The following is a 20206-nucleotide window of genomic DNA, read 5'->3' on the forward strand; positions in this document are numbered from 1 at the left end:
GACATCTATTCCTCCTTTGCCAAGGAGGGGTCAGGTCTTCGTTTCGTCAGGGGGGCAGTTTCTCAGTTCGGCCGACAGCGTTCGGCGGCGTGTCGATCAGAACCCATTCAGCCCCGGCGCGCCGCGCCTTCGCCAGAGTGGCCGCGAGATGCTTGGTGCCAACATGAAGTCCAAGGTCCCGTGAGCCCCGAACCCGGTGCCACAGGGTCAGGGATCCCTGCGGATCCGCGTCAATCAGGAGTGTCGGCCGCGCATTTTCGGCCATATAGCTCCCCAGATGCGCGGCAAGGGTGCTCTTTCCGGAACCTCCCTTGCGGGACGCGAAAACCACGACATTCATGCCATTTCCCCCAAGTATCGATCAGGCACTGCATCGTCGCGCAGGTATGGTTAACGGAGCCTTATCGCTCGGCGGACAACAAAACGCCCTCACCGAGGGGTCGTTGCAGACCTCCGGCTGAGGGCGGTTGGAGCCCCAGCCAAGGAAATCGGGTGGATCCTCAGCCAGGGCTGATGCGGTTCAAGGAGGCTGAAACCACACGAGCGGACCTTGGCCGTTCAACCGTGGCAATTTTATGGGCCGCGCTCCGACGATATCCTCGTCGTAACTTTGGATGCGCGCTGAGCTGATATTGTGCCAGATAAGTTTGTGCTGCCATCCTGCAGAGCGACAGCAGACTGCTTGTCAAAAGAATGCTTCTTCAAAACGTTACATTATATAGATATCTGATGGGACCCCTTACCGCTTCAGAGCACTCGCCTTCAGCTTCGGATCCGTAATCCGGGAAAGATTGCGGTCATGCTCCTCGACAATCCGCTGCGCCTTGGCCGTGAGCGTCCGGCTGCTTGCAGCCGCTTTCGCCCGCACCCGTTCAACGAAGCTCGGGTCAAGCGTGTTGCGCTGGCTTGTGGCGCCTGCGGATCTGGCGGCGGATGCGCCACGAAGGATTTTCACGCCCATGAATAACCAAGCCTTGCTAGCCGCTTAAGCGGCTCTTCAAATATGGTGTTAATTCCCTCAGAGAGCAAGTTGATGACGCTCTCCAGGTCCGGGGCCTCCGCAGCCACCTGCTCCTCCCCCTCCACGACAACGACAAAGGCAGGCTCATCCTGCCCGGCCGTGAGCACCGGAACGCACAGCGACCATGCGAGTTCCGGCCAGATCAGGCGTCGGCGCTGCCGGTTCGCCGGACCTGGAAGGATTTCCGTCCCCTCCGCATCGTAAAGCAACCCGGCCACCTGGACGATTTCTGTAAAGGTGGGCTCCCGTCCCAACCAGGTTCGGCCGGCAAGCGAACCTTCCATCGGCAACAGCATCGCCTCATCGGTATGCTCCTCATAGCCGATCCCGTGCCGGAGCCTGAGGGAGCGATACAACCCGGCTTCTTTGATGGCGAGGGCGATCCGGATACGTCCCGTCAAAGTACCCGAGGCGAAAATGCTTTCCTGCTCCTCCAGCACGGCACGGGTGAGCACATACACATCCCGGGCGGCCTCCCGCAGAACACCTGGCCCCTCCAGAAGCCGCTGCACAATGCGGGCTCGGGCGTAATCGGTAGCTTCTGCGACCGCCTTGAGCGCGGCATCCGCGCCGATATCGAAGTCCAACACCTTCAGTTGGGTTTCCATCGGCACCACTTCGAGCCGGCCGACCGCCCGCTTGTTCAGAACGGAGGAGCCGAAGATGGCGGTTTTCACGGCAGCTCCAAGCCATCCGGTCGGAGAAACCGGAGCGTTCGAGGTTGTGTCGATGATCTCGACGGCAATCGTCAGGGCGTCGGGGTCGAGAGCGCGCTCCTCGTCGAAGGGCCAAGCCGGTAGATTGGACACGAGGCCACCGTCCAGAAAGACCGACGACCCGAACTCAAATGGGCGGAAAATCACAGGGAGGCAAATTGAGGCCGCCACAGCATCGGCAACCAGGGTATCCGGCGTTTGTTCGGGTGAGAACAGCCTGAGCTGACGTGCATTCAGGTCCGTTGCGACAATCTTCAAGGTCGGCCGGCCATCAACGCCGAAATCGGAGAAGAGAACATCCCGACTCGGTTCAGTGGGAAAGAGTCGCTCCTGCAACAGCTTCCGCAAGGCGTCCCGAAAGATATGAACACTCGACAGACCGCTGAGCAGCCAGAGGCCTCCAATCACAACGACCGAAATCCAGACTGCCACTGTGAGCGCTGCAGCCCATCGGCCGTAATCATGGGCGACACACAAAGAGCCAAACAGGGCGAGAAGCAGCAAGCCAACTGATGCAATCCGGCGGCGACCGGAGAAGGCTATTGCAGCAGAACGTAGAGTAGCAATCCGCGCCCATCCTCCCCGGCCGAAAATGTCGGTTGCTGTTCGGAACTTTGGGCCAAGTAACGGGAGCAGTGTTGTACCACGGAGGGGATCTGCCATGTCATCGGCATGCAGTCCGGTCGCTCTCAAGGCTGCAACGATAGCACCTGCGGAGGTTCCTGCGAGCCCAGTGATATTCGCCCCATACTCCTCAAGCGCCTTCAGAGCGCCGATGTGGACAAGCCCTTTTGCGCCTCCCCCTTCGAAGGCGACGAACACGCGATCAACTGTCCTGTCTTCGGCAGGCTCGTCCTCCTCGATCATCGATCTATCGCCTCAGCCTCGGGACAGGGCGCCTCAATAGGTTTGAACGGCCTGTAGCTAGCAGGAGGCGGTAAAGACATCCCTTCGAACAAACAGGCATAGGCTTGGAAATTCTCCGGCAAGGGATTATGTGCTCTCGCATTCTCTCAATTGCTTTCCGATCAAAGGTTGCCTCCAGGGCGCAAGATCCGTTCTCAGTCGGAAAGCTGGTTACAATTAGCATAGGACAAGATACATGCCCGGCATCGCACGTCAGTTCGAGCCGCAGATCACCCGTACCGGTGGCGCCCCCTCCAAGTACCGTTTCACGGCCCGATGCTCCACGTGTCCCAAGTCAGACATCTACGAAGCCAGCAAGCCTGCCGGTGATGAGTTCGTTAAAGGCTACTTCAAGGACCGCGGCTGGCTTCTCGGACGCGACCGAGCCTATGATCTGTGTCCGGCTTGCCTGGCAAAACCCCGGGAGGCTCAGCGGCCTCGGCCGTCCAACGACGCAAGGCCCCAGGGGTCGCCAGCGGCTGCCAGCCTTCCCAGCCGCCAAAGCGCCCCAGCGGACAAGCGGCCCCGAGATACAGCCGATATCCTGGCCCGCCACCTGGGCAAGCCTGAGGCGCTCGCCGCGGAGGTCTTCCGCCCCAAGCCGGTGCAGACCCCTCGCCCCTCTGCTCCGGAGGCGTCCACGCAGACCGGGTCAGCCCCCGCCCTGTCACGCGAGGTGGAACAGGCCCTGACGGGCATGGCCGCAGAGTTAAAAGGCCTGCGCTCGACCATGGAAGGCATGGCAGAGCAGGTGAGCAAGCTGGTGGCTCTAGGCGGTCAGCAGATCGAAGCGATTGCACGTCTAGCCCCCCTGATGGTTCAATCAGCAGAGGGGATCTCTGGCGGCCTTCGGGATGTTGTCAGCGCAATCCGAACGATCCCAACCGCATCTCTGCCTGTGGGGGAGACGGCTCGCGTTGAAGAACTGCTCACGCGAGAGACTGCCTCTGTCGAACAGCAGGACGTGGAAATCAGCTCCGAACCAGAGCCTCTGGTGGCGTTCCGGGCGAAAGAGTCGGTGAGGCACAAGAGACGCTCAAAGCAGACTAAGGACGGTAGCGGTAAGGCTATCTCTGCGCCCGTCGTGGTGCGGTCCATTCCGGACGCCAAGCGTTCGGACCGGTTCTACACCTCCATTCGCGTGCCGCGTGAAGTGTGGGACCAGGCGGGGTTTGGACCAGAAGACCGCCTTCTCCTCGAGTGGAGCGGTAAGACCCTGAGCATCAAGCGTGCGGCTGAGGGAGGTGTGAAGCCCAAATCGATTGGTGAAGCCGCTGTCGTTCTCCAGTCGTGGAAGCTCGGTAACTTGAACTTCGACAAGCCAAAAGTCACAGGAGCTGACGCCTCCCTACGCCTGACGGCAGGATCTGGTACCAACAGGGATTGATCTCTCGGGAATACACGTGGAGCACCCTCCTCCCAACAGGCGCGGTACCCTAGAAGATTTGGGTGTACGCTCCCGAGAAGGTTCACCCGCAGTATCGCGAGCCCCTCTACCACGCTGTCCTAAGCACGATCCGGTATCCCTCACCAGGCGAGCCATGTCACAGTACCAGCAATGATTGTGAGCAAGCCATCCGGCTGGGTCATACCCAGCCGGAGAGCGATTGATCGTTCAAGTCGAGGTATGTGCCATCTCTTCACCGAGGATGCCTTGCTCCGACTGTGCTCAAGATCTCCGGCTGTTATTCTTACTGCCACGTCATTTTGATCGAGAAAATGTCGGCTTGATTAGGTTCCGTATGAAACACGATCGAAGTATGGTTCCACCGCTTATGTAACGTGCGCGGCGTGGTCAGCAGGTCATCGAACGCCAGGATCTCGTCTTCCGTGGCGTGATTGTTCGAGAACACCCAGTGATAGCGCTTGTCCGTGATGAGGACAGCATCACCGTACATCGGGATCTTGGGGTCAAACCATGCCCGCTTTGTGCAAGGCTGCTGGAGAAGACTTGTCGCTAGGCTGTTGACGGGATAGTGCGCGCTGAGAACATCGCGGACTTCGTTCCAATCACGATAGTTCGTCGTTGCGAGGATTTCAGCCCGACCACCATTGTAGCCCACGAGCCCATGCGCACGGCGGGCATTCTGGCGAAAGTTGCTCAAGCTCGCCTCATTGTGAATGAAGTCGTAGACGCCGCCGATGTCATAGCCGAACGGCTCGACGGCACCCGATGTGGCTCGAATGATGTTTCTCAGGCCGATCATTTCCCGGTGCAGGATGCCTCCGTCCTGCAGAGACTTCAGTGTCGGCCGGCTCGCCGGATTAGGATTTAGTCTGCTTTTTGCTGCCATTACGTAAAAATTATTTTTTCTAAAGTTGAATGCTAAAATTTGCTAGATCATGACGCTTGATTAAAGCTATACAAAATAGAATAACTCTTCATGTCGTGCGCCTGACGATGGACACATCATAACTCAACACACTCTGCATATGCAAATTAAAGCACACACAGCGATCCCCCAGCACGACGCTTACACTAGCTGTTTGTTTTTCTTGCATATAGCGCCGCGCCTTGGTAACCTCTCTTCACCTGAAGGAACATATACTTCAAGTAGCTTACTTTTAACCTGATTCTATTTGTGAGGTTGTTTTTTATGGAGATTTGCAATGGCTGATTGGTGTGGCTTTTCCCGCTCGAATTATTTTAAAGTCAAAGACAAGGAAGCCTTTCTGGCGTGGCTGTCTGACATTGGTGACGTTAGCGTCCTGCATGAGGACGACCATGGCTCGATCGCAATCACCGGCGAGAATTTCGGCGGCTGGCCGACCTGCCGTGGCGAAGACTGCGAGCCGTTCGACTTTGCCGAAGAGCTCTCCGGCTTTCTGCTGGATGGGGAGATGGCGGTGCTCATTGAGGCGGGCGCTGAGAAGCTGCGCTATATCTCCGGAGCTGCCGTTGCCATCGACAGTCGCGGCAAGCGAACCGAACTGGTTTTGTCGGATATCTACGCCCAGGCTGAAGCTGTGCTGGGGCGCCGTCCGCCGGATGCGACGTACTGACGGGTCATCCAGGTCCATCAGCCTTTCCTCGGCAGTGGTCGCCGCAAGTTCTGCAAACATGCAGGCAGCCACTGCACCCCTGCCTCCCCTGCCGGGAGACTTGCTAAAATTGTTTTAGACCGAATGAAACTCTATCGCCCTTCTTCCCCGCGAACCGCCGTAACCTCTGTGCTGTGCATCGATCCTGATGGGCAGGAATACCGCCACTTCCTGACGTTCCGCGAGTTCCGCATGCTCTCGAAAGCTAAAATCATCTGGAATGGTGCGCCTACAACTCTATCCTTCCGTCAGTGCCACGAAGGAGTTCCGATCAACCCCGCGGCAACAGCATTGGCGCAGACGGCGGGTGCAGGTGACGAGCTCGGGTTATCGAATGCCCTCCCGCTGAGGGGGCCGGTCTTTGTTGGCGGAGATACATGCTGGTTTAAGAACTTTGACGCGAACGGGACCGACAATGATGTGCAAACGATCATTGACACGGTATCTCTGCAGGGGGAGGTCAGGGTCAGCTTTTTGGGTTGGGACCTGACGCGCAAATTCACGCCTGTGTCTTGTGTCTCGTGCCAGTCGACGGCGGACTATCTTCTATTGAAGATCATGCTGGCCTGAGCCAGCTTACCGCTCCTTCAGCTCCCCACAACTCATCCCTGCCTTCGCGATCTCCGCTGGTCGGCGCTCGCGGTTCTCGTCATTGTTCATCCCCTCCTGCGGGCTCGAGCTTCGGCACGCGACCCATCCAGGGCTCAGGCTTGATCGCCCTGACCCAGTCCAGGAACGAGGGAATCCATCCGAAATCCTCTGTCACATGTTGCTCTGCCACCCAGCGCGTGGGAACCTCGCGGCCTAAGCTATTGGTGATCGATGCTCCAAAGATCTGCACGCAGAGGGCAATACCTTCAGCATGGTGACGCAGCGCCCGGTGCCGGAAATCGCATGTGATCTTTTTGCTTTCATCAAACCACTGGTGCACAGCCAGATAATCCTTGTGGGTGCCACCCCACTTGCGGGCACTCGACACCGCATGGTGAAACGCGTCAGCCATGGTCAGAGCTCATGGTGAACGGTTTCGGTGTCAAGGAAGCGCCGGTGCTGATCACAGCGGATCGTATTCGCCGCAGGAATGATCACGATCTGACCGTAGCTGCCAAGGTTATCCTGCCATAGACCATCAACCTGGCTGAGCAACTCATAGCTCCACTCATCGAGAATCTCAGCCACCGTTGCGGGACGGCTCGATGAATGTGAGATATAAACGCCGGCACCTCTGTCCCAAATGCTGGTTCCAGCCGGGATGATCTCACCAGGGATGCTGGATGGGAAATCCAGTGTGCCAATGCTGCCGTCAAGCATCTTGCAGCAAATGCTTTGGACCTGCCCCTCATCATCGGATCCATCAAATTCGATGATCGCCTCGGCAACACCGTGCTGGCGCAGTTCGTCCATCACGGCAAGACGGAATTGATCAGAGTTTCTGTTCTGACGTCGAGCTCCAGGCAGCATAACGGGCATCCATTCATGTAACGACTGCGATAAACATCAGCCCGAGCTCATCGAGCGATGAAACCAGGCCTGTTACTCTCCATCGTCTGGTGGCAATGGGTCTTGTCGCCTGGAACTGCCCTAATGCGGTGCGCAGCCCAGGAGAGCATGAGCCCAGCGCCCCTCGACGCCCGTGTAGGTACTCACGATCGCATCCCGGATCCAATTCCATTTCGGAATCAATCCGCTCCCGATTGATTCAGATGCGTGATGGGTTGTTGCTCCGTATTCCGGGTGTCGGTTCCTCGGCACACAGGCGCCCCTCGCACGTTCCTGGCTCCTTTACGCAAAGGAAGCGTGAAGCCATTGCGCGCCACCACGTCGGGCGGGGCAGCTCATCGCCCTCCCCGCCTCATTCGATGCTCACCTTTTGTGCCACATCTTGGGTCGAGCTGCGCCGTAGTAAGGCCGGAGCCCCTTTTCAGGCTTCGGGCGCAGACCCCCTTGCAGCAGCTTCTCATAAGGCTGAAGCAATCCCGTCAGGGTTCCGGGCGCAATGGCCGAATGGGCCGGATCATCAGGGAGAATGATCGAGATATGATCAGCCTGATTTCGCACGCGGACGTAGGAATTGCCGTGTTCGGCGTCCATATCGTCAATCATCTGGTCCGCCTCCTGCCACGAGTTGACCTCCAGGGACCGCACACTGATCGGGCTGAGCCCATCGGTTTCGATCAGATAATACGGCGAGCCAAGGTGTTGCATCAGCGCGTAGCTCCGACAGGGGATCGTTCGGAGGTTCATTTCCGCGGCGGCATCGACAACGAGGTACTGCAAGTATCCCGTGATCAGCTCGTCGTGCGAGATTCCCTTTCTCGCGACGCCCTCGGCAATCTGGTCTGCGACCAACTGCGTGACCTTTTGAAAGGTCTGCTGCCCGACCCCTTTCCAGGAGTCCTGGATCGCCCATCGGGTAAACTTGTTCTGGTCACGGAAGTGCACGGCACAATATCCAACATTCTTCATAAAGTATTACTCACAAATTATTGTTGCAGCCCTGGGGCCGCATATTTGAAATTATTTCGCGGACCACATGATGAGGAGGATGCCTCCTCAGTCGTATTTCGTCCTGTTCAAATTGCAATGAAGCCTTCAGCCTGAAGGCTGTTGATAGACCTATATTGCCGCGACGTGATCGCTGTTGTCATTATTATTCGACACGCGAGCTGCGGTCTCATGCGCTACAACGCCCGGCCTCAACGGACACCATTTCACGCCTTGCTCAATTGGCCGAGTTGGCCTGTGCGGTGGCTGGCGCACCCGGAGTTGCGGCACCGACAGGGCGGTTCGAATGAAGTCGGCTTCGGAGGTGAACTCCAAGCCGCCGTGTTTGACCCGCTGCTCGATTGGTACCTCGCTCCAGACCGGCAGCAGCGGATGTGGTGAAAAGAATTTTATGTATGGGCACTGATCGGGTTCAGGCGAGCAGGCATGGCTGGCACCATGGCGGTAAAGCGTGCGATGCGACACGTTCGATGAACCCTTGGGTAACCCATTGAGGAGCAGGACGAACGCGGAGGTCATCGAAGGCCGCCAACATACATGTCGGAGGATCATTCGGCATGGCCTTAGTCATAGGTTTCACTTCCGATGAAGCCGATTGAAAGGCCACGGCAATGGCAAGAGAGCCTTCAGGCTCACATCGCAAATTCATTTTATGTGGTTTGCTGCTCAATGCCCCAAGGCCACATGGCCATGACGAACAGCATCGATTGTTGCTTTACCGCCTATGTCGTTAGTACTGAGCGGTAACGCTTCGCGTTCCCACTGCTTCTGGCTGGATCACTTCACTGGCGTTTCGCTCTTCCAGCCATCAGCCAGATCCTTCGGATCAATTCCTGTAGGGATCATGAAATCCATGTCATCCTAGATCTAATCTACCTTACTCCCCTCACCTTCGCTTCAAAACTAAAACGAAAGTGAGGGAAGAAAATCTAGTCATCCTGAGTCCGTGACTACCCAACAAGCCGCATAGCCGGTTCTACCCGGCGCAGGAGGTTGCCCGATCCCTGCACTCACAGCCCTATCTCGACAAGCCTCACCTACAGTTGGGACGTTACGGGTGGCGGCTGAGTGTGCCCTATCGCTTTTTGCACTCGCCGTTCGATGCGTCCCCGGTAGACCCTTTTATGTCCAACGGTTAACAATTTTTGAGAAATTGTAGCTTCACACGACGACTGTTAGGGTATCGCCGTGTGGCGGACAGGGGTCGAATTGCTCAAGACACACCTGTCCTCTATTCAATGCCTTCTTGCAAAGCGATCCTCTCGATCCTCTGCCAAGCAGCCGTTGCCTCCCTACCACCTGGGGTGGGGCGTCCGTCTTGGTCGGCGGCTCTGCCTTACGTTTCCCGGTCTACGGCGTCCATTGCGGATGGCCTTGTAATTGTCCCGGATGACGGTTCGGGGTGGAGCGGACCCCTGTAAGAAATCTCCTGAGCCTTATGTGATCCTATTTATACACCACGGGCTGTTTGTCGTCGATAAAAACGATCGCAGACACCTCTAAAATAATTTTTTGCAAACCAGGCCTGCCATCTCCTGGCGTGGTTCTCGGCAAGACCTGCTGCATTGAGGTCACCGTCAACGACCGGTCACCCGGCCGGTATCAGAGCATCAACGGCTCGCCGCTGCCGCTCACCTATTCTTTGTACCAAAAGACGCTCTGGAAAGCGAGCGAAGAAGTTAATTGACATGCGGGCGAGATCTTTGAGATCCTACGCACGCCCGCTAGTTAAGCGGGCTCCTTTTTCGATTTGAAATCCATACTTAATTTTTTGAGTTTAAATGAGCATCATTACTGAAAGGCCCCTGTTTTACTGGAGCCGAATGAAACCCGATGGCACGATGCAGGTGTGTGCATCCACCCAGCCGGCGGTCGCCCGATCGTACAATGCTGTCGAGACCAACCTCGATGACAAGCGGCGTCAAATGCATTTTCTCGATCGAGGCATGCACGACGATGGTGATGTCGCGTTCAACGAGCGCGCCACCCAACTCCTGCACCAGCCTGACACGATCAGGCTAAAAGGCGGCAGGCGCGTGAAAGTGTATGGCTCCGCCTATATCCTTCGCGGAGTGGCAATGACGCCCTGCATCCGCACCCGGGCACCTTCTGATGAAATTGCAACGGTAGTCGACCATTACCTCAAAGGTCGAAACCATGTGTTGCAGGCGGGTTGGGACGACAGGCAGCCCATTCATGACCTCTTCGTTGCAGATAGTGCCGTCAGCGATGCGGACACCATGGCCGTTGCAATGGCTCTGGTCTAGCACGTTCTATTCGATCACGCCTGGCATGGGGCAATATTCTCGCTGCACCATGCCAGGCCTTTTTACCATCTTGCGATTAATGCAAGCAAAACCATTTTACTTCCTCAATTTCCTAATTTCCCATAATGGCACCTAAATCTCGTTTGAATCCCAACAAAGAATCGCGCTTAGCGCTCAAACAATTGCAGGATAAAAAAATCCTTATTCGGCAGAAGGTCGGCCTTCGTCACGCCATCAAATCCGATGGCTCCGTTGAGTTTCTCGGCTATGACGTCGGGTATTATCATATGGCGAACTTTCACCCTGGGGTGGCGCGGGCTCACACGGTTGTGCAGTACAACAATGCACGCGCCGAGCTGACCGCAACGCTCGGAACCCCGGGGTATGAAGGACATATCCTCGACATCAGTAAACATTTCCCTCAAAACCCGCTCGCTACCCAGTTGCTGGCAGCAGCCCGCAGCAAGGCTGGATTCCCGAGCTCTTCTGCTCCGACTGTCTATGGCGACGCGATCCTCGTAACGGACAATCGCATGCACTGGATGTTGCATCCGTACAGAGCGTCGCTCGAGGATATCGAGCGCTGCCACGATATGTTGACTACACCGCGGGATCTGATCAGCAGTCGCACCTCTGCTTGCGTTTTCTTTCATGAGGAGCCTAACCAAAGCGACATCCTGACCCTCAACATGCACTGGTGCTAAGGCTTCGTCATCGTGTTTGCCGATCAGCAAAAATCATTTTTTGCGGATACACCGTCTGCAAGGACGATGAGGATCGCCCGCGCGTTCTCTGGCGCCAGCCATAAATCAGCATAGGTACGCCAGTCAGGTTTCGTTGTGATCGCGATGCCGCACCGATTCATATACTCCGCGAGATCGGTGCCTGGCTCTGGACGCTCGTGACAGATTTCCAAGTGCCTGCCCTCCCCTCGGGCAACTTTGCACCGGAGCAACAGATTTTGGAGGTGTCACCGAGCCTGCGGGAGTTCGGCCTGAGGCCTCCAAAACTGTTTTGTGTGCCAACCATCATGATCCTGTAATTGCTCCAGGATCATGATGGCCGCCGCCTTAGGGCTGCAGTCCTGTTGTAGCAAATACCATCGCTCTTGGCTCGGCTCAAACCTCCAAAATAATTTTACGAATAGTTTTGCCCGCCGAACGTGTCGGCCCAGCGAGCAGGCTAACTTCCGTTTGCGTCTGTAGAGCGAGCGCGAGAGGCATGAAGCCGCAACAGGAGGAGGACCTGGCGACTGGTGGACTGTTACTGATGTATCCAGAATGATCTTGCCTGGTCCATCAAGGGATGTGGAACAGCTGCCTGCACGCTGTACCAATAGATGCGATGGCCAGGTATCGTGCCTCTCAGCACCGCGCAAAATTATTTTATTGAGCACGTAACTGCCGCGCTGCGGACAGGGGCTCCAAGAATGGCGCGAAACAGGAACCCAATCCTTCCCCCTGCTGATGCTTTCCGACCGCAATCCGGGATAGGATCACCGAGGAGGAGCGAAGGCGCATCATGGACTCAGCCTGGGATAAATAACTCAGAAACGTACATGAGGTTAACCTATGCGCTACTTTGAATTTGCTCGTCCTTCCGCTCGGAAAGCGGCCACACAAACATCTATTGTCAAGCTTAAGGTTCGTGCTGCGGATTGGCCAGCGCTGCGCCACATACTCTCATGGCAGAAGGCTGTCGGGATCATCGGAATTGAGGAGAATGGCTTTGACCAGACAGCAAGCGTTGAGGTCCTTTGCCGCTCCGCAGCCGCGGCTCGTACCCTCCATGAGGCATGGCTTGCCTACGGGACATCTGCCGACCCGCGGCAGACCCCTTCGACCGATCCAGCACCGACCAACATCCGGCGCGTCTGAAACGCTGAGTGCTGTACCAAGGCTCACAATCCATTGCTTGGCAGGTCTTGCGGGAATGGAGGGGCCGGTTTCCGGATCAAGCGATGCGCTGCCCACATGTTTGAGCATTGGGCGCATCCCGAAAGTGCATTCCACTGTCAGGCCCAATGCTCTGCGTACCTGATAGCCCTGTGGGCGGTCGAGAATACGGGATGGAACCGCCCGTGCGTCGCGCACTGCCCCGGCACCATACTGAATAATATTGCATTTACCTCGTGATCCCTGCATTATAGCGGGGTTGGCGGTTCTCGAGGCTTCGACACATACCAGTGGTTCAAGTCTGACACTAGGGGGGTTCGAGCGCCTGCCACGCGGGCCAAATAGTGAATTTTCGAGTGCGCCGTAGGCATTCGGCGCAGCAGAACGCAACCTTTTATAATCCTAATCTCATCCCCTGGATGAAGGGCTAACAACTATAACAATGATTATCCAGAACGATCTTTATTTTATCGCCGCAACAGACGGCAATGGTGAGAACCTCGACCTCCTGGTCAGGGCGACCACTGCGGCACAAGCCGTCGACTTTCTGCTCGACTACTATAACGTAAAAAGAGCCAGCATTGATAGAAATCTGAAGGTTTTCTTGGTTCCTTCGACCCAAAGGGCGGCTGGCCCGCTTCCCTGGCATTCCTCCGTCCAGCAAGTTGAGCCTAAAGAAATAGACCAGCCGATCTCGCAGCAGATGCATTGCGTTTGTCTGCTCGATCAAGAGCATGACACCGTGTTGGCCGCTCTGCGCGTCTATCAGTACTACCTCAACTACCAACTTTGCGGAGATGCTGCATTCGACATCGGTGTTGGGCTGATCGCATCGGCCCACGCGCAGGCGCTGACATCGGATGAAATCGATGAGTTATGCGAGCGCATCAACAGCTCGCCCAAACGGCATTAACACCTCTCTTCCAGACCTTTTCACAAACATTTCGACAGGATCATCGATATGACCCACACAACTTCTTTGAACGCTCCGGCCAATGCACCCCTTCCGATCGGCTGGAACTACGCCTCGACCAGCTACTTCCCGGTTCAGGATCCGGATGCATTTCGCGCGTTCCTGGCGACGCAGAATGTCTACTTTAATTGCCGGGACGACGAATTCATGTTGCTTGCGCATGAGACGGATTACTGGCCCGGCGCCATCAACGATGACTTCCTGTTTCTGGGGCTCGATGATGATGCCTCGGACGATGGCGATGGCCTCCCGTACGCTGAGCGACGAGACCTGTTTTGGCGCGAGGTGCGGTCGCATCTGATGCCTGACACTCACCTGATCATCATGGACGTTGGCTTCTTTGGCTATGCTCCCTTCCTTTTCGGTCGACAAATGAGTCATGGCGCACGGGCTACGCTTATGCACCAGGATGGTCGGATGATCTCGCTTGAGCTTGAGGACCTGATTGAGAGCACGCTGCTCGCGCAGGGGTGGTGACGGTTCGCGCGGCAAGAGCGGGCCATCCATGTGTATATGTCGAGCCGCCAAGGACCGCGGATCGACAAGCCGCTATCTATCCGCCGATCAAGCGAGGAGGATTGCTCATCCCCATCAGGTATGCCTTCTATGCAATGACTCAAGATAGCTCATGACATTCTACGCCTCCGCATAGCCAAGAGCTCGACACTCAGGTCGATCTTGCCGGCTTTGACCATGCGGGTCAGCGCGCGGAAGTAGCCGCCCGGGTTCTTGATCCGGCTCTCGCCGCCGTTCCTGGCGGCATCGTCCTCGTAGAGCTGCAGGACGTAGATCACCGCAATGGCCGCCCTGACGGGGCCCACCTCCTCGACGGCTTCGGCCCAGGCGCTCTCATGGGCCCCGAGCGAGGCCCTGAGGTAGCGGCCGGCTGAGACGATGTCAGCGAGGTCCCGCACCGGCTGGCCGTAGTCGCCGATGGCCGGGCAAGCCTCAAGGATCAATTCCGGTGATAGGTGCTCCGGCGGTTGTTCGGTTGAACGAACCGCCTCAGCTTTCTTCGGAAAGCCCTTGTTACAAGGCTCACTAGGAGATCCGTTGTTGTTATTAGTGTGACGGAACCTAGTTCCTCCATTGCCCGCATCTAAAAAGACTTGTTCGGCACGACTTCTCAACAGAGACCAAGCGTCGATGAGGCCTGCGGGAAGAGAGGCTTTCGATCGCGCTGGAGTCCTGGCTTTGAGGGCTTTCAGATCCTCTTCCAGAGCAGTCCGATCGATCTCCGGATAATGCTCGGCAAGGGCATTGATTGCTTCTTCGGCGGCCCGGCGGCAGATGGTGACCTCATCGAAGGCTTGCTTCTGGATCTGCCGCAATTGCTTCTGCTCAATCAACAGCTTCGTCCATTCACCCCGCCGGGCATAGACCGGCGTCAGATCGAAGCCGAAGGCATCAATGATCTCACCAGCAAGGTCCCTGACGGCATAGCGCTTTCCATTTGGGGAATCCTTGGGAATGATGAGCCCCAGATCGATCAGCCGGCGGATGGACTTCCTGATGGCACGATCTGTCAGCGCTGTCCGGCCGACGAGATAGTCGTTAGACGGCCAGACCAGGAGGCGCTCCCATTCCTGCTCACCCCAGCAGGCCACGAGTTCCGACAGGACTACCCGGGGAGTGGTCGGGAGATCCAAGGCTTTCACGGCGTCTCGGGCAGCCGCAGATAGTTCTTTACGCGTCACTGTGCGCCCGGTTTCGAGCGCGAGTTCTCTCGCGACCAGAGCGGCATGTCTCAGCCGCCGGCCTCCTGACGATGCAAGCTGCATCGTACCCTCCATGTTGAGGGCAAAGCGGGAGCATTCACCGAAACCGATGCTCTTGACACTCAGCTTGTCGGGATGGCATAAGGAGATCGACAAATTCTTCCTTATGGCCACCCCTCGGTGGTTATCCAAAGGCCCTCGAAGTTTGCAGCTTCGTGGGCCTTTTGCTTTGCCTGGGTTACATCACAGACTTCAGCTCCTTACGAAAGGGCTGCCGCATCTGTAGATGCGGCAGCGCCTTGGGGCGTTTGGAAGCACCAATGATCAGCATCACCGCTGACGAGATTATCGACCGGCGGTTGAGCCTGCACCTCCATTTTTTCGAGATCATCCAAGCCATCAAACTCCTTTGTTCGTATAACTATCGCCTCGAGATGGTCCAGGCGTGGCAAATTTCAAGCTACATCCAGCACTGACTCGCACACCCATCTTATCTTGTGCCTGATCATTATTCTAGATCAACAACGCGATAGCTATCTATGTTGACGAATTCTAGTTAGAGGGAGAACGAATATTGGTTTACACTGAGGCTGTTTTTTCGTTCTACCAGATATTCCGACGCTAAGATGTTAGTGCTGGCAGGCACAGCGTGCGCGGCGGCTTTATCGGGGACTTGCTGTCACGCGTTGCCCATCTCCAAGGACGGCGTCATCAACTTGATGGGCTGAAGTAGGTCCACCTGCCCTTGGCATTCAGGTCGAAATCCAGTCGACAGACCTGTGACGTTCGCCCAGGTCATACAGGCCGGGCTCGAGCCTTTCGATGACTAACGGCGTTAGTGTTGCCAGGACGGCGGGAGAGGTTTGCAGCCTGATTAATGGCAGGTCTACGACTGCGAGGATCGGCAGCGGGCTATGGGCGCTGGGGTGCGAGCCTTCGGTACCCAGCGCTTTCTCCTCCTGACCCGCGTTCATAGGAAGAGGAATGCCATTGTTGCCTATGGAATGCGCCGCAAGACTTAGAGGCGCTCCTTGCTGCCGCGGTCCCCTCATTGGATAGGGCTCCCGAAGATTGCCCGTGGCGAGCGTCGAGCGCATTCCCAACAGCTTCTTTGACACGCAATATGACGATGATGCTCTCGAGGGGCTGGAGGTGATTGACGGACTGAGCGAGATGGAGGTGGCGTGATGGGTCGGCAGTTTTATTGCTGCGCTCTCTCATATCAGCTCATGAGAGAGAACTCGCAAGAAGGCATTCTCAATCGCGAAGCTGATATTCGGAGCATTACATCCCCTCTCGCCGAGAGGGAGCAGGAGGTCGAGCTCATGGAAGACTGCTCCCCCGCTGCAATGTGTGCAGGGTATCGCGCTTTATTGGCCGCTCCAGCATCACGACCGTTGGCCTGTAGATCAAAGGCAGCATGTGACGGGACATTTTCAGGTAATCCAGAATACATTCGAGCACAGAGAAGCCATCATGCCCAAACTCATCAGGACGGTTGACGAGGTCATGGCCCGAGAGAAGCGGGACATGCTGTTCGTCCAGTTCAGACATTCGCTCCTGAAGAGATTGCCACCCAATTCATCACGACAACAACATCTCGCATGGTTTGATGCGAAGGGTCTGCACTACGAACTGGTTGCTCCCCGCGGCTGGCTGGAGGGAGATCCTGGCCTGTTTGCCGTTTACTTCGGCGGACTGGCTGACCCACGGGTCGCAGACTATTCAGCCGTGTTTGAAACCGCTGATGGCAAGAGCTTGGCTCCGGAGGAGTATCAAATGGTGATCATCACCTACAAGTCATGGCTGGACAGCCAATCGTGAGGGAGAGACAGCCGCTTTTCGTTGAGTCATTTGCCACACTATGAATCCCTCTGGCCAGTGATCCAAATGTGCTGGGCTGCATCGGCAAGGTGTTACGCATACCAGCCTGCGTTGCGCCAGCAAAGCTTTCCTATCGACTGTTGTCGAAATATGACACCGGCGGGGTTTTGCTGATCCGGGTCTGGTGTTGACGCTCGGTTCATGTGTATTGCGCATCTTTGATCGACCAGAAGGTAACGTGAATACAGGAACTCGCGAGGAGAGTACTGCGTCATGAGCGACACACCCGCAAACCAGCGCCGGCCAGTGACCAAGCTCCATCCGGTCACCGTCCCGCCGGTTGATGAGAACACCGCATCGATGATCGACCTGCTGCAGGAGCATCTGCGGCTGGCCCGTGAAGGCAAGCTGCGCTCGCTCGCGGTCGTGTCGGTGTCGGCCGATGGATCAGCCATTGGCACCCAGTGGTCATGTGAGCCGACTGATATGGCCTCGCTGATCGGCAAACTCACCGTTCTCACCCACGATCTCATGGCCGCTCGCAAGTAAGTATTTGGCCCGTCGCCACATGGATAATCCCCTCCAGGAGAGACGAGCGTTTTCACAACCTAGGAAGCCAAGGCGCGGGGCCTTTAAGGTCGGCTGCAACAGCCTGGGCAACGTCCCTCCGCGACGAGAACTGCACAGGACCGCTAAGGGCTCGGTCGCCAACAATGAGGATACCTAGTCTTTGGTGTTCGATACAGATACCAAGCGCCTCTACGTTGAGCACGAGTGGCAGCACGTGGACGTGCGCCGGGGCGGAGCCTCGGACAATGGGACAGAGCAAATCGAGATATCTGAGTATCTGCTCCAGGGCGGGCAGACCGCCGGGCACCGGGAGTTGTGGCGCCTCATCAGGGTTCTGTTTGATGAGCCGAATGCCACACAGAAGGAGTAGCGCGATCCTAGCCTGCGCGCCTGCCCGGCAGCGGCACATCTAGATAAGTTTGCGGAGCACCCGAACTTCTACCGGAGCCGGCCGTTCTTGGCCTAAGGGCGAGGGTTTTTCGGAGAACGATCATGAGCGCGGATGAGAGTCCGGCAAAGCGCGGCTTTGCTTCAATGAGTGAGGAAAGGCGTCGCGAGATCGCGAGCAAAGGTGGCAAGAGCGTTCCGGCTGAAAAGCGGAATTTCGCTCAGAACGCTGCATCTGCCTCCGAAGCTGGTCGTAAGGGGGGCCAGAATTCCCCCGGCCGCAGGAAGAATCGTCAAGGGTAGGACCATAGCCAAGCTGGTGGGCAATCTACCGATACGCAGCATCAAAGAAGCTGAAGCCGTTGAAGAGTTGCTCAAGATCCTGCGCTGGGACCAATCCGGGTTTCCCTCTGCTTTCGTTACTACGCGCCTCTGAGCAAGTAGCCGCGGCGACGCTTTCGCTGGAGCCAGGTCTCAAGAGCTTCCACCGCACGAGACTGGTTTTCGTAGAGCTCAATCCTTCTCTGTCCTGGCTGGCCGATGCGGCCCCACTCGCGGATTAGGGTCGCATCACCGAACAGGCTAGGTTCGATCGATAGGACATAGTAGCGAGCCATGTTGCAGCTTGGATCACACCTGTGAAGAACCAGATATTGGATCGTGTCTTGAGCCATGCGCCAGTGTCGCGCAGGCACCTGGACGAGGTCCAATCAAAGTCCTGAATCCTTTGCGCACCAACGATTCACATCCGTGATGCACCCTGCTGCTGTCGCGCTCTGCCCTCCAGTACGTTGACCAGTCGTGATCTCGTCGCGCACGGTTCCTCTCCCTATGCCATTCTTCGCCTCCGCATGGCGAGGAGTTCGACGGCGAGATCGATTTTGCCGGCTTTGACCATGCGGGTGAGTGCGCGGAAGTAGCCTCCCGGGTTCTTGATCCGGCTCTCGCCGCCGTTCCTGGCGGCATCGTCCTCGTAGAGCTGCAGGACGTAGATCACCGCAATGGCCGCCCTGACGGGGCCCACCTCCTCGACGGCTTCGGCCCAGGCGCTCTCATGGGCCCCGAGCGAGGCCCTGAGGTAGCGGCCGGCTGAGACGATGTCAGCGAGGTCCCGCACCGGCTGGCCGTAGTCGCCGATGGCCGGGCAAGCCTCAAGGATCAATTCCGGTGATAGGTGCTCCGGCGGTTGTTCGGTTGAACGAACCGCCTCAGCTTTCTTCGGAAAGCCCTTGTTACAAGGCTCACTAGGAGATCCGTTGTTGTTATTAGTGTGACGGCAGTCTTTGCCGCCATTGCCCGCTTTTATGAAAGCTTCTTCGCACGTCCTCCTCAGGGCTATCCACTCATCGAGAATAGCGTGCGGCATGGCCTTCGTGCTGCGCACAGGTGTGCGGGCTTTGAGACCTTTGACCTGCTCCTCCAGATCAGAACGATCAAGGTCGGGATGATGCTCGGCCAAAGCACTCAGGGCTTCTTCGGCGGCACGCCTGGCGATCGTGATCTCGTCGAAGGCGCGTTTGCGGGCTTCTCGGGCTTGCTTCATCTCGATAAGGCGCTCAGCCCACTCACCTCGCCTGGCGTAAACAGGGGTTAGGTCGAAGCCGAAAGCGTCAACGAGTTCTCCGGCCAAATCTTTGACCGCATAGCGCTTTCCGTTTGGCGACTCCTTCGGGACGATGAGCTGATACTCGATCAGGACCTTGAACGCATACCGGATGGAGCGCTCGGAAAGGCCGGTACGGCTCATGAGGTAATCGTTCGACGGCCAGACGAGCAGCCGCTCCCATTCCTGCTCTCCCCAGCACGCCACGAGCTCGGACAGCACCGACCGGGGTCCATTCCGCAATTCCAGGGCTTTGGCAGCCTCTCGAGCCGCCGCAGACAGTTCTTTTCGCGTTACTGTGCGCCCGGCTTCGAGCGCGAGTTCTCTCGCGACCAGAGCGGCATGTCTCAGCCGCCGGCCTCCTGACGATGCAAGCTGCATCGTACCCTCCATGTTGAGGGCAAAGCGGGAGCGTTCACCGAAACCGATGCTCTTGACACTCAGCTTGTCGGGATGGCATAAGGATGGTCGCCAAACCTATTACCTTATGGCCACCCCTCGGTGGTTCTCCAAAGGCCCTCGAAGTTTCCAGCTTCGTGGGCCTTTTGCTTTGCCTGGGTTACGTCACCGTGTTTGGCTCCTTCCGAACAAAGGTGGCTTCGAGGGCATGGGCGATGGCGACTTGGCGTGAAGGGTAGCGGCCGCTAGCGACAGCCTCGTCAATGGCAGTCCCAACCAGGTGAGAGACCCAAACATTCATTTCGCGGTCCCCCCTTTCCCGACGGGTCTGACGGAGACGTTGGGCTCGCTTGCGACTTACTGCATCAGCCATTTCGATC

At 57.1% G+C, this 20206-nt stretch carries 23 protein-coding genes; 12 read left to right on the forward strand and 11 right to left on the reverse strand.

All coding sequences use genetic code 11. From position 1 onward, the window contains the following. Positions 1-46 precede the first annotated feature (46 nt). The 3 genes from ILT44_RS21035 to ILT44_RS21045 all read right to left on the reverse strand — a co-directional run bounded on the left by ILT44_RS21035 (position 47) and on the right by ILT44_RS21045 (position 2604). Positions 47-340 carry a nucleotide-binding protein gene (locus ILT44_RS21035; protein WP_204241578.1) on the reverse strand — a complete coding sequence of 98 codons (294 nt, stop codon included), beginning with the start codon at positions 338-340 and terminating at the stop codon, positions 47-49. 399 nt (positions 341-739) lie between these two features. Continuing rightward, the gene (locus tag ILT44_RS21040; RefSeq protein WP_204241579.1) at positions 740-961 is read right to left on the reverse strand and encodes a hypothetical protein; all 222 of its coding nucleotides are present in this window, start codon (positions 959-961) and stop codon (positions 740-742) included. Continuing rightward, positions 952-2604, reverse strand: coding sequence for a patatin-like phospholipase family protein (locus tag ILT44_RS21045; RefSeq protein ID WP_204241580.1), 1653 nt, complete (start codon positions 2602-2604; stop codon positions 952-954). Before ILT44_RS21045 ends, ILT44_RS21040 begins: the two co-directional genes overlap by 10 nt. 235 nt (positions 2605-2839) lie before the next feature. Between ILT44_RS21045 and ILT44_RS21050 the strand changes: the two genes are divergently transcribed. After that, on the forward strand, positions 2840-4030 hold the full coding sequence (locus ILT44_RS21050) for a flagellar biosynthesis protein FlhF (protein ID WP_204241581.1): 1191 nt from the start codon (positions 2840-2842) through the stop codon (positions 4028-4030). Positions 4031-4334: 304 nt separating this feature from the next. On the opposite strand, the gene ILT44_RS21055 is transcribed toward ILT44_RS21050, so the two are convergent. After that, positions 4335-4937 (reverse strand): hypothetical protein, encoded by a 603-nt coding sequence (locus ILT44_RS21055; RefSeq protein ID WP_204241582.1) that lies wholly within the window; start codon positions 4935-4937, stop codon positions 4335-4337. 316 nt (positions 4938-5253) lie between these two features. Here ILT44_RS21055 and ILT44_RS21060 point away from each other — a divergent pair, with 316 nt between their 5' ends. Continuing rightward, entirely contained in the window at positions 5254-5646 is a 393-nt protein-coding gene (locus ILT44_RS21060; protein WP_204241583.1) for a hypothetical protein, read from the forward strand. 123 nt (positions 5647-5769) lie between these two features. Continuing rightward, positions 5770-6255, forward strand: coding sequence for a hypothetical protein (locus tag ILT44_RS21065; protein WP_204241584.1), 486 nt, complete (start codon positions 5770-5772; stop codon positions 6253-6255). Positions 6256-6334: 79 nt separating this feature from the next. Here ILT44_RS21065 and ILT44_RS21070 read toward each other — a convergent pair whose 3' ends face one another. The 4 genes from ILT44_RS21070 to ILT44_RS21085 all read right to left on the reverse strand — a co-directional run bounded on the left by ILT44_RS21070 (position 6335) and on the right by ILT44_RS21085 (position 8709). After that, positions 6335-6688, reverse strand: coding sequence for a DUF6915 family protein (locus ILT44_RS21070; RefSeq protein WP_204241585.1), 354 nt, complete (start codon positions 6686-6688; stop codon positions 6335-6337). 2 nt (positions 6689-6690) lie between these two features. Beyond that, positions 6691-7146, reverse strand: coding sequence for a DUF6878 family protein (locus ILT44_RS21075; protein ID WP_204241586.1), 456 nt, complete (start codon positions 7144-7146; stop codon positions 6691-6693). Positions 7147-7548: 402 nt separating this feature from the next. Continuing rightward, a complete protein-coding gene (locus tag ILT44_RS21080) occupies positions 7549-8127 on the reverse strand; it encodes a hypothetical protein (RefSeq protein WP_204241587.1) in 579 nt (192 codons plus the stop codon). A 174-nt stretch (positions 8128-8301) separates the two neighbouring features. Beyond that, on the reverse strand, positions 8302-8709 hold the full coding sequence (locus ILT44_RS21085; protein ID WP_204241588.1) for a hypothetical protein: 408 nt from the start codon (positions 8707-8709) through the stop codon (positions 8302-8304). Positions 8710-9971: 1262 nt separating this feature from the next. Here ILT44_RS21085 and ILT44_RS21090 point away from each other — a divergent pair. The 4 genes from ILT44_RS21090 (at position 9972) to ILT44_RS21105 (ending at position 13802) form a co-directional block, all read left to right on the forward strand. Next, positions 9972-10457, forward strand: a complete 486-nt coding sequence (locus ILT44_RS21090; RefSeq protein WP_204241589.1) for a hypothetical protein — start codon at positions 9972-9974, stop codon at positions 10455-10457. 125 nt (positions 10458-10582) lie between these two features. Continuing rightward, complete coding sequence (locus tag ILT44_RS21095) at positions 10583-11161, forward strand: hypothetical protein (RefSeq protein WP_204241590.1); 579 nt, start codon at positions 10583-10585, stop codon at positions 11159-11161. Between the two features lie 1633 nt (positions 11162-12794). Next, the gene (locus ILT44_RS21100) at positions 12795-13265 is read left to right on the forward strand and encodes a hypothetical protein (RefSeq protein ID WP_204241591.1); all 471 of its coding nucleotides are present in this window, start codon (positions 12795-12797) and stop codon (positions 13263-13265) included. A gap of 66 nt (positions 13266-13331) precedes the next feature. After that, positions 13332-13802, forward strand: coding sequence for a hypothetical protein (locus ILT44_RS21105; protein ID WP_204241592.1), 471 nt, complete (start codon positions 13332-13334; stop codon positions 13800-13802). 149 nt (positions 13803-13951) lie between these two features. Here ILT44_RS21105 and repC (ILT44_RS21110) read toward each other — a convergent pair whose 3' ends face one another. Then, complete coding sequence (gene repC, locus ILT44_RS21110; RefSeq protein ID WP_204241593.1) at positions 13952-15106, reverse strand: plasmid replication protein RepC; 1155 nt, start codon at positions 15104-15106, stop codon at positions 13952-13954. 257 nt (positions 15107-15363) lie between these two features. On the opposite strand from repC (ILT44_RS21110), the gene ILT44_RS21115 reads away from it, so the two are divergent. The 5 genes from ILT44_RS21115 to ILT44_RS21135 all read left to right on the forward strand — a co-directional run bounded on the left by ILT44_RS21115 (position 15364) and on the right by ILT44_RS21135 (position 18127). Beyond that, on the forward strand, positions 15364-15519 hold the full coding sequence (locus ILT44_RS21115) for a hypothetical protein (protein ID WP_204241594.1): 156 nt from the start codon (positions 15364-15366) through the stop codon (positions 15517-15519). 1000 nt (positions 15520-16519) lie between these two features. Further along, entirely contained in the window at positions 16520-16867 is a 348-nt protein-coding gene (locus tag ILT44_RS21120) for a hypothetical protein (protein WP_204241595.1), read from the forward strand. A 273-nt stretch (positions 16868-17140) separates the two neighbouring features. Next, positions 17141-17416: a hypothetical protein gene (locus tag ILT44_RS21125; RefSeq protein WP_204241596.1), complete on the forward strand. Its 276-nt coding sequence runs from the start codon at positions 17141-17143 to the stop codon at positions 17414-17416. A 184-nt stretch (positions 17417-17600) separates the two neighbouring features. Continuing rightward, positions 17601-17807: a hypothetical protein gene (locus ILT44_RS21130; protein WP_204241597.1), complete on the forward strand. Its 207-nt coding sequence runs from the start codon at positions 17601-17603 to the stop codon at positions 17805-17807. Between the two features lie 122 nt (positions 17808-17929). After that, positions 17930-18127: a KGG domain-containing protein gene (locus ILT44_RS21135; protein ID WP_204241623.1), complete on the forward strand. Its 198-nt coding sequence runs from the start codon at positions 17930-17932 to the stop codon at positions 18125-18127. Between the two features lie 119 nt (positions 18128-18246). On the opposite strand, the gene ILT44_RS21140 is transcribed toward ILT44_RS21135, so the two are convergent. Both ILT44_RS21140 and repC (ILT44_RS21145) read right to left on the reverse strand, forming a co-directional pair. Next, a complete protein-coding gene (locus ILT44_RS21140) occupies positions 18247-18498 on the reverse strand; it encodes a WGR domain-containing protein (RefSeq protein ID WP_239468422.1) in 252 nt (83 codons plus the stop codon). A gap of 155 nt (positions 18499-18653) precedes the next feature. Next, positions 18654-19808 (reverse strand): plasmid replication protein RepC, encoded by a 1155-nt coding sequence (gene repC / locus ILT44_RS21145; RefSeq protein WP_204241599.1) that lies wholly within the window; start codon positions 19806-19808, stop codon positions 18654-18656. Between the last annotated feature and the right edge of the window lie 398 nt (positions 19809-20206).

It is taken from the genome of Microvirga arvi, from assembly GCF_016892765.1.
In the GTDB taxonomy this organism is placed as follows: domain Bacteria; phylum Pseudomonadota; class Alphaproteobacteria; order Rhizobiales; family Beijerinckiaceae; genus Microvirga; species Microvirga arvi.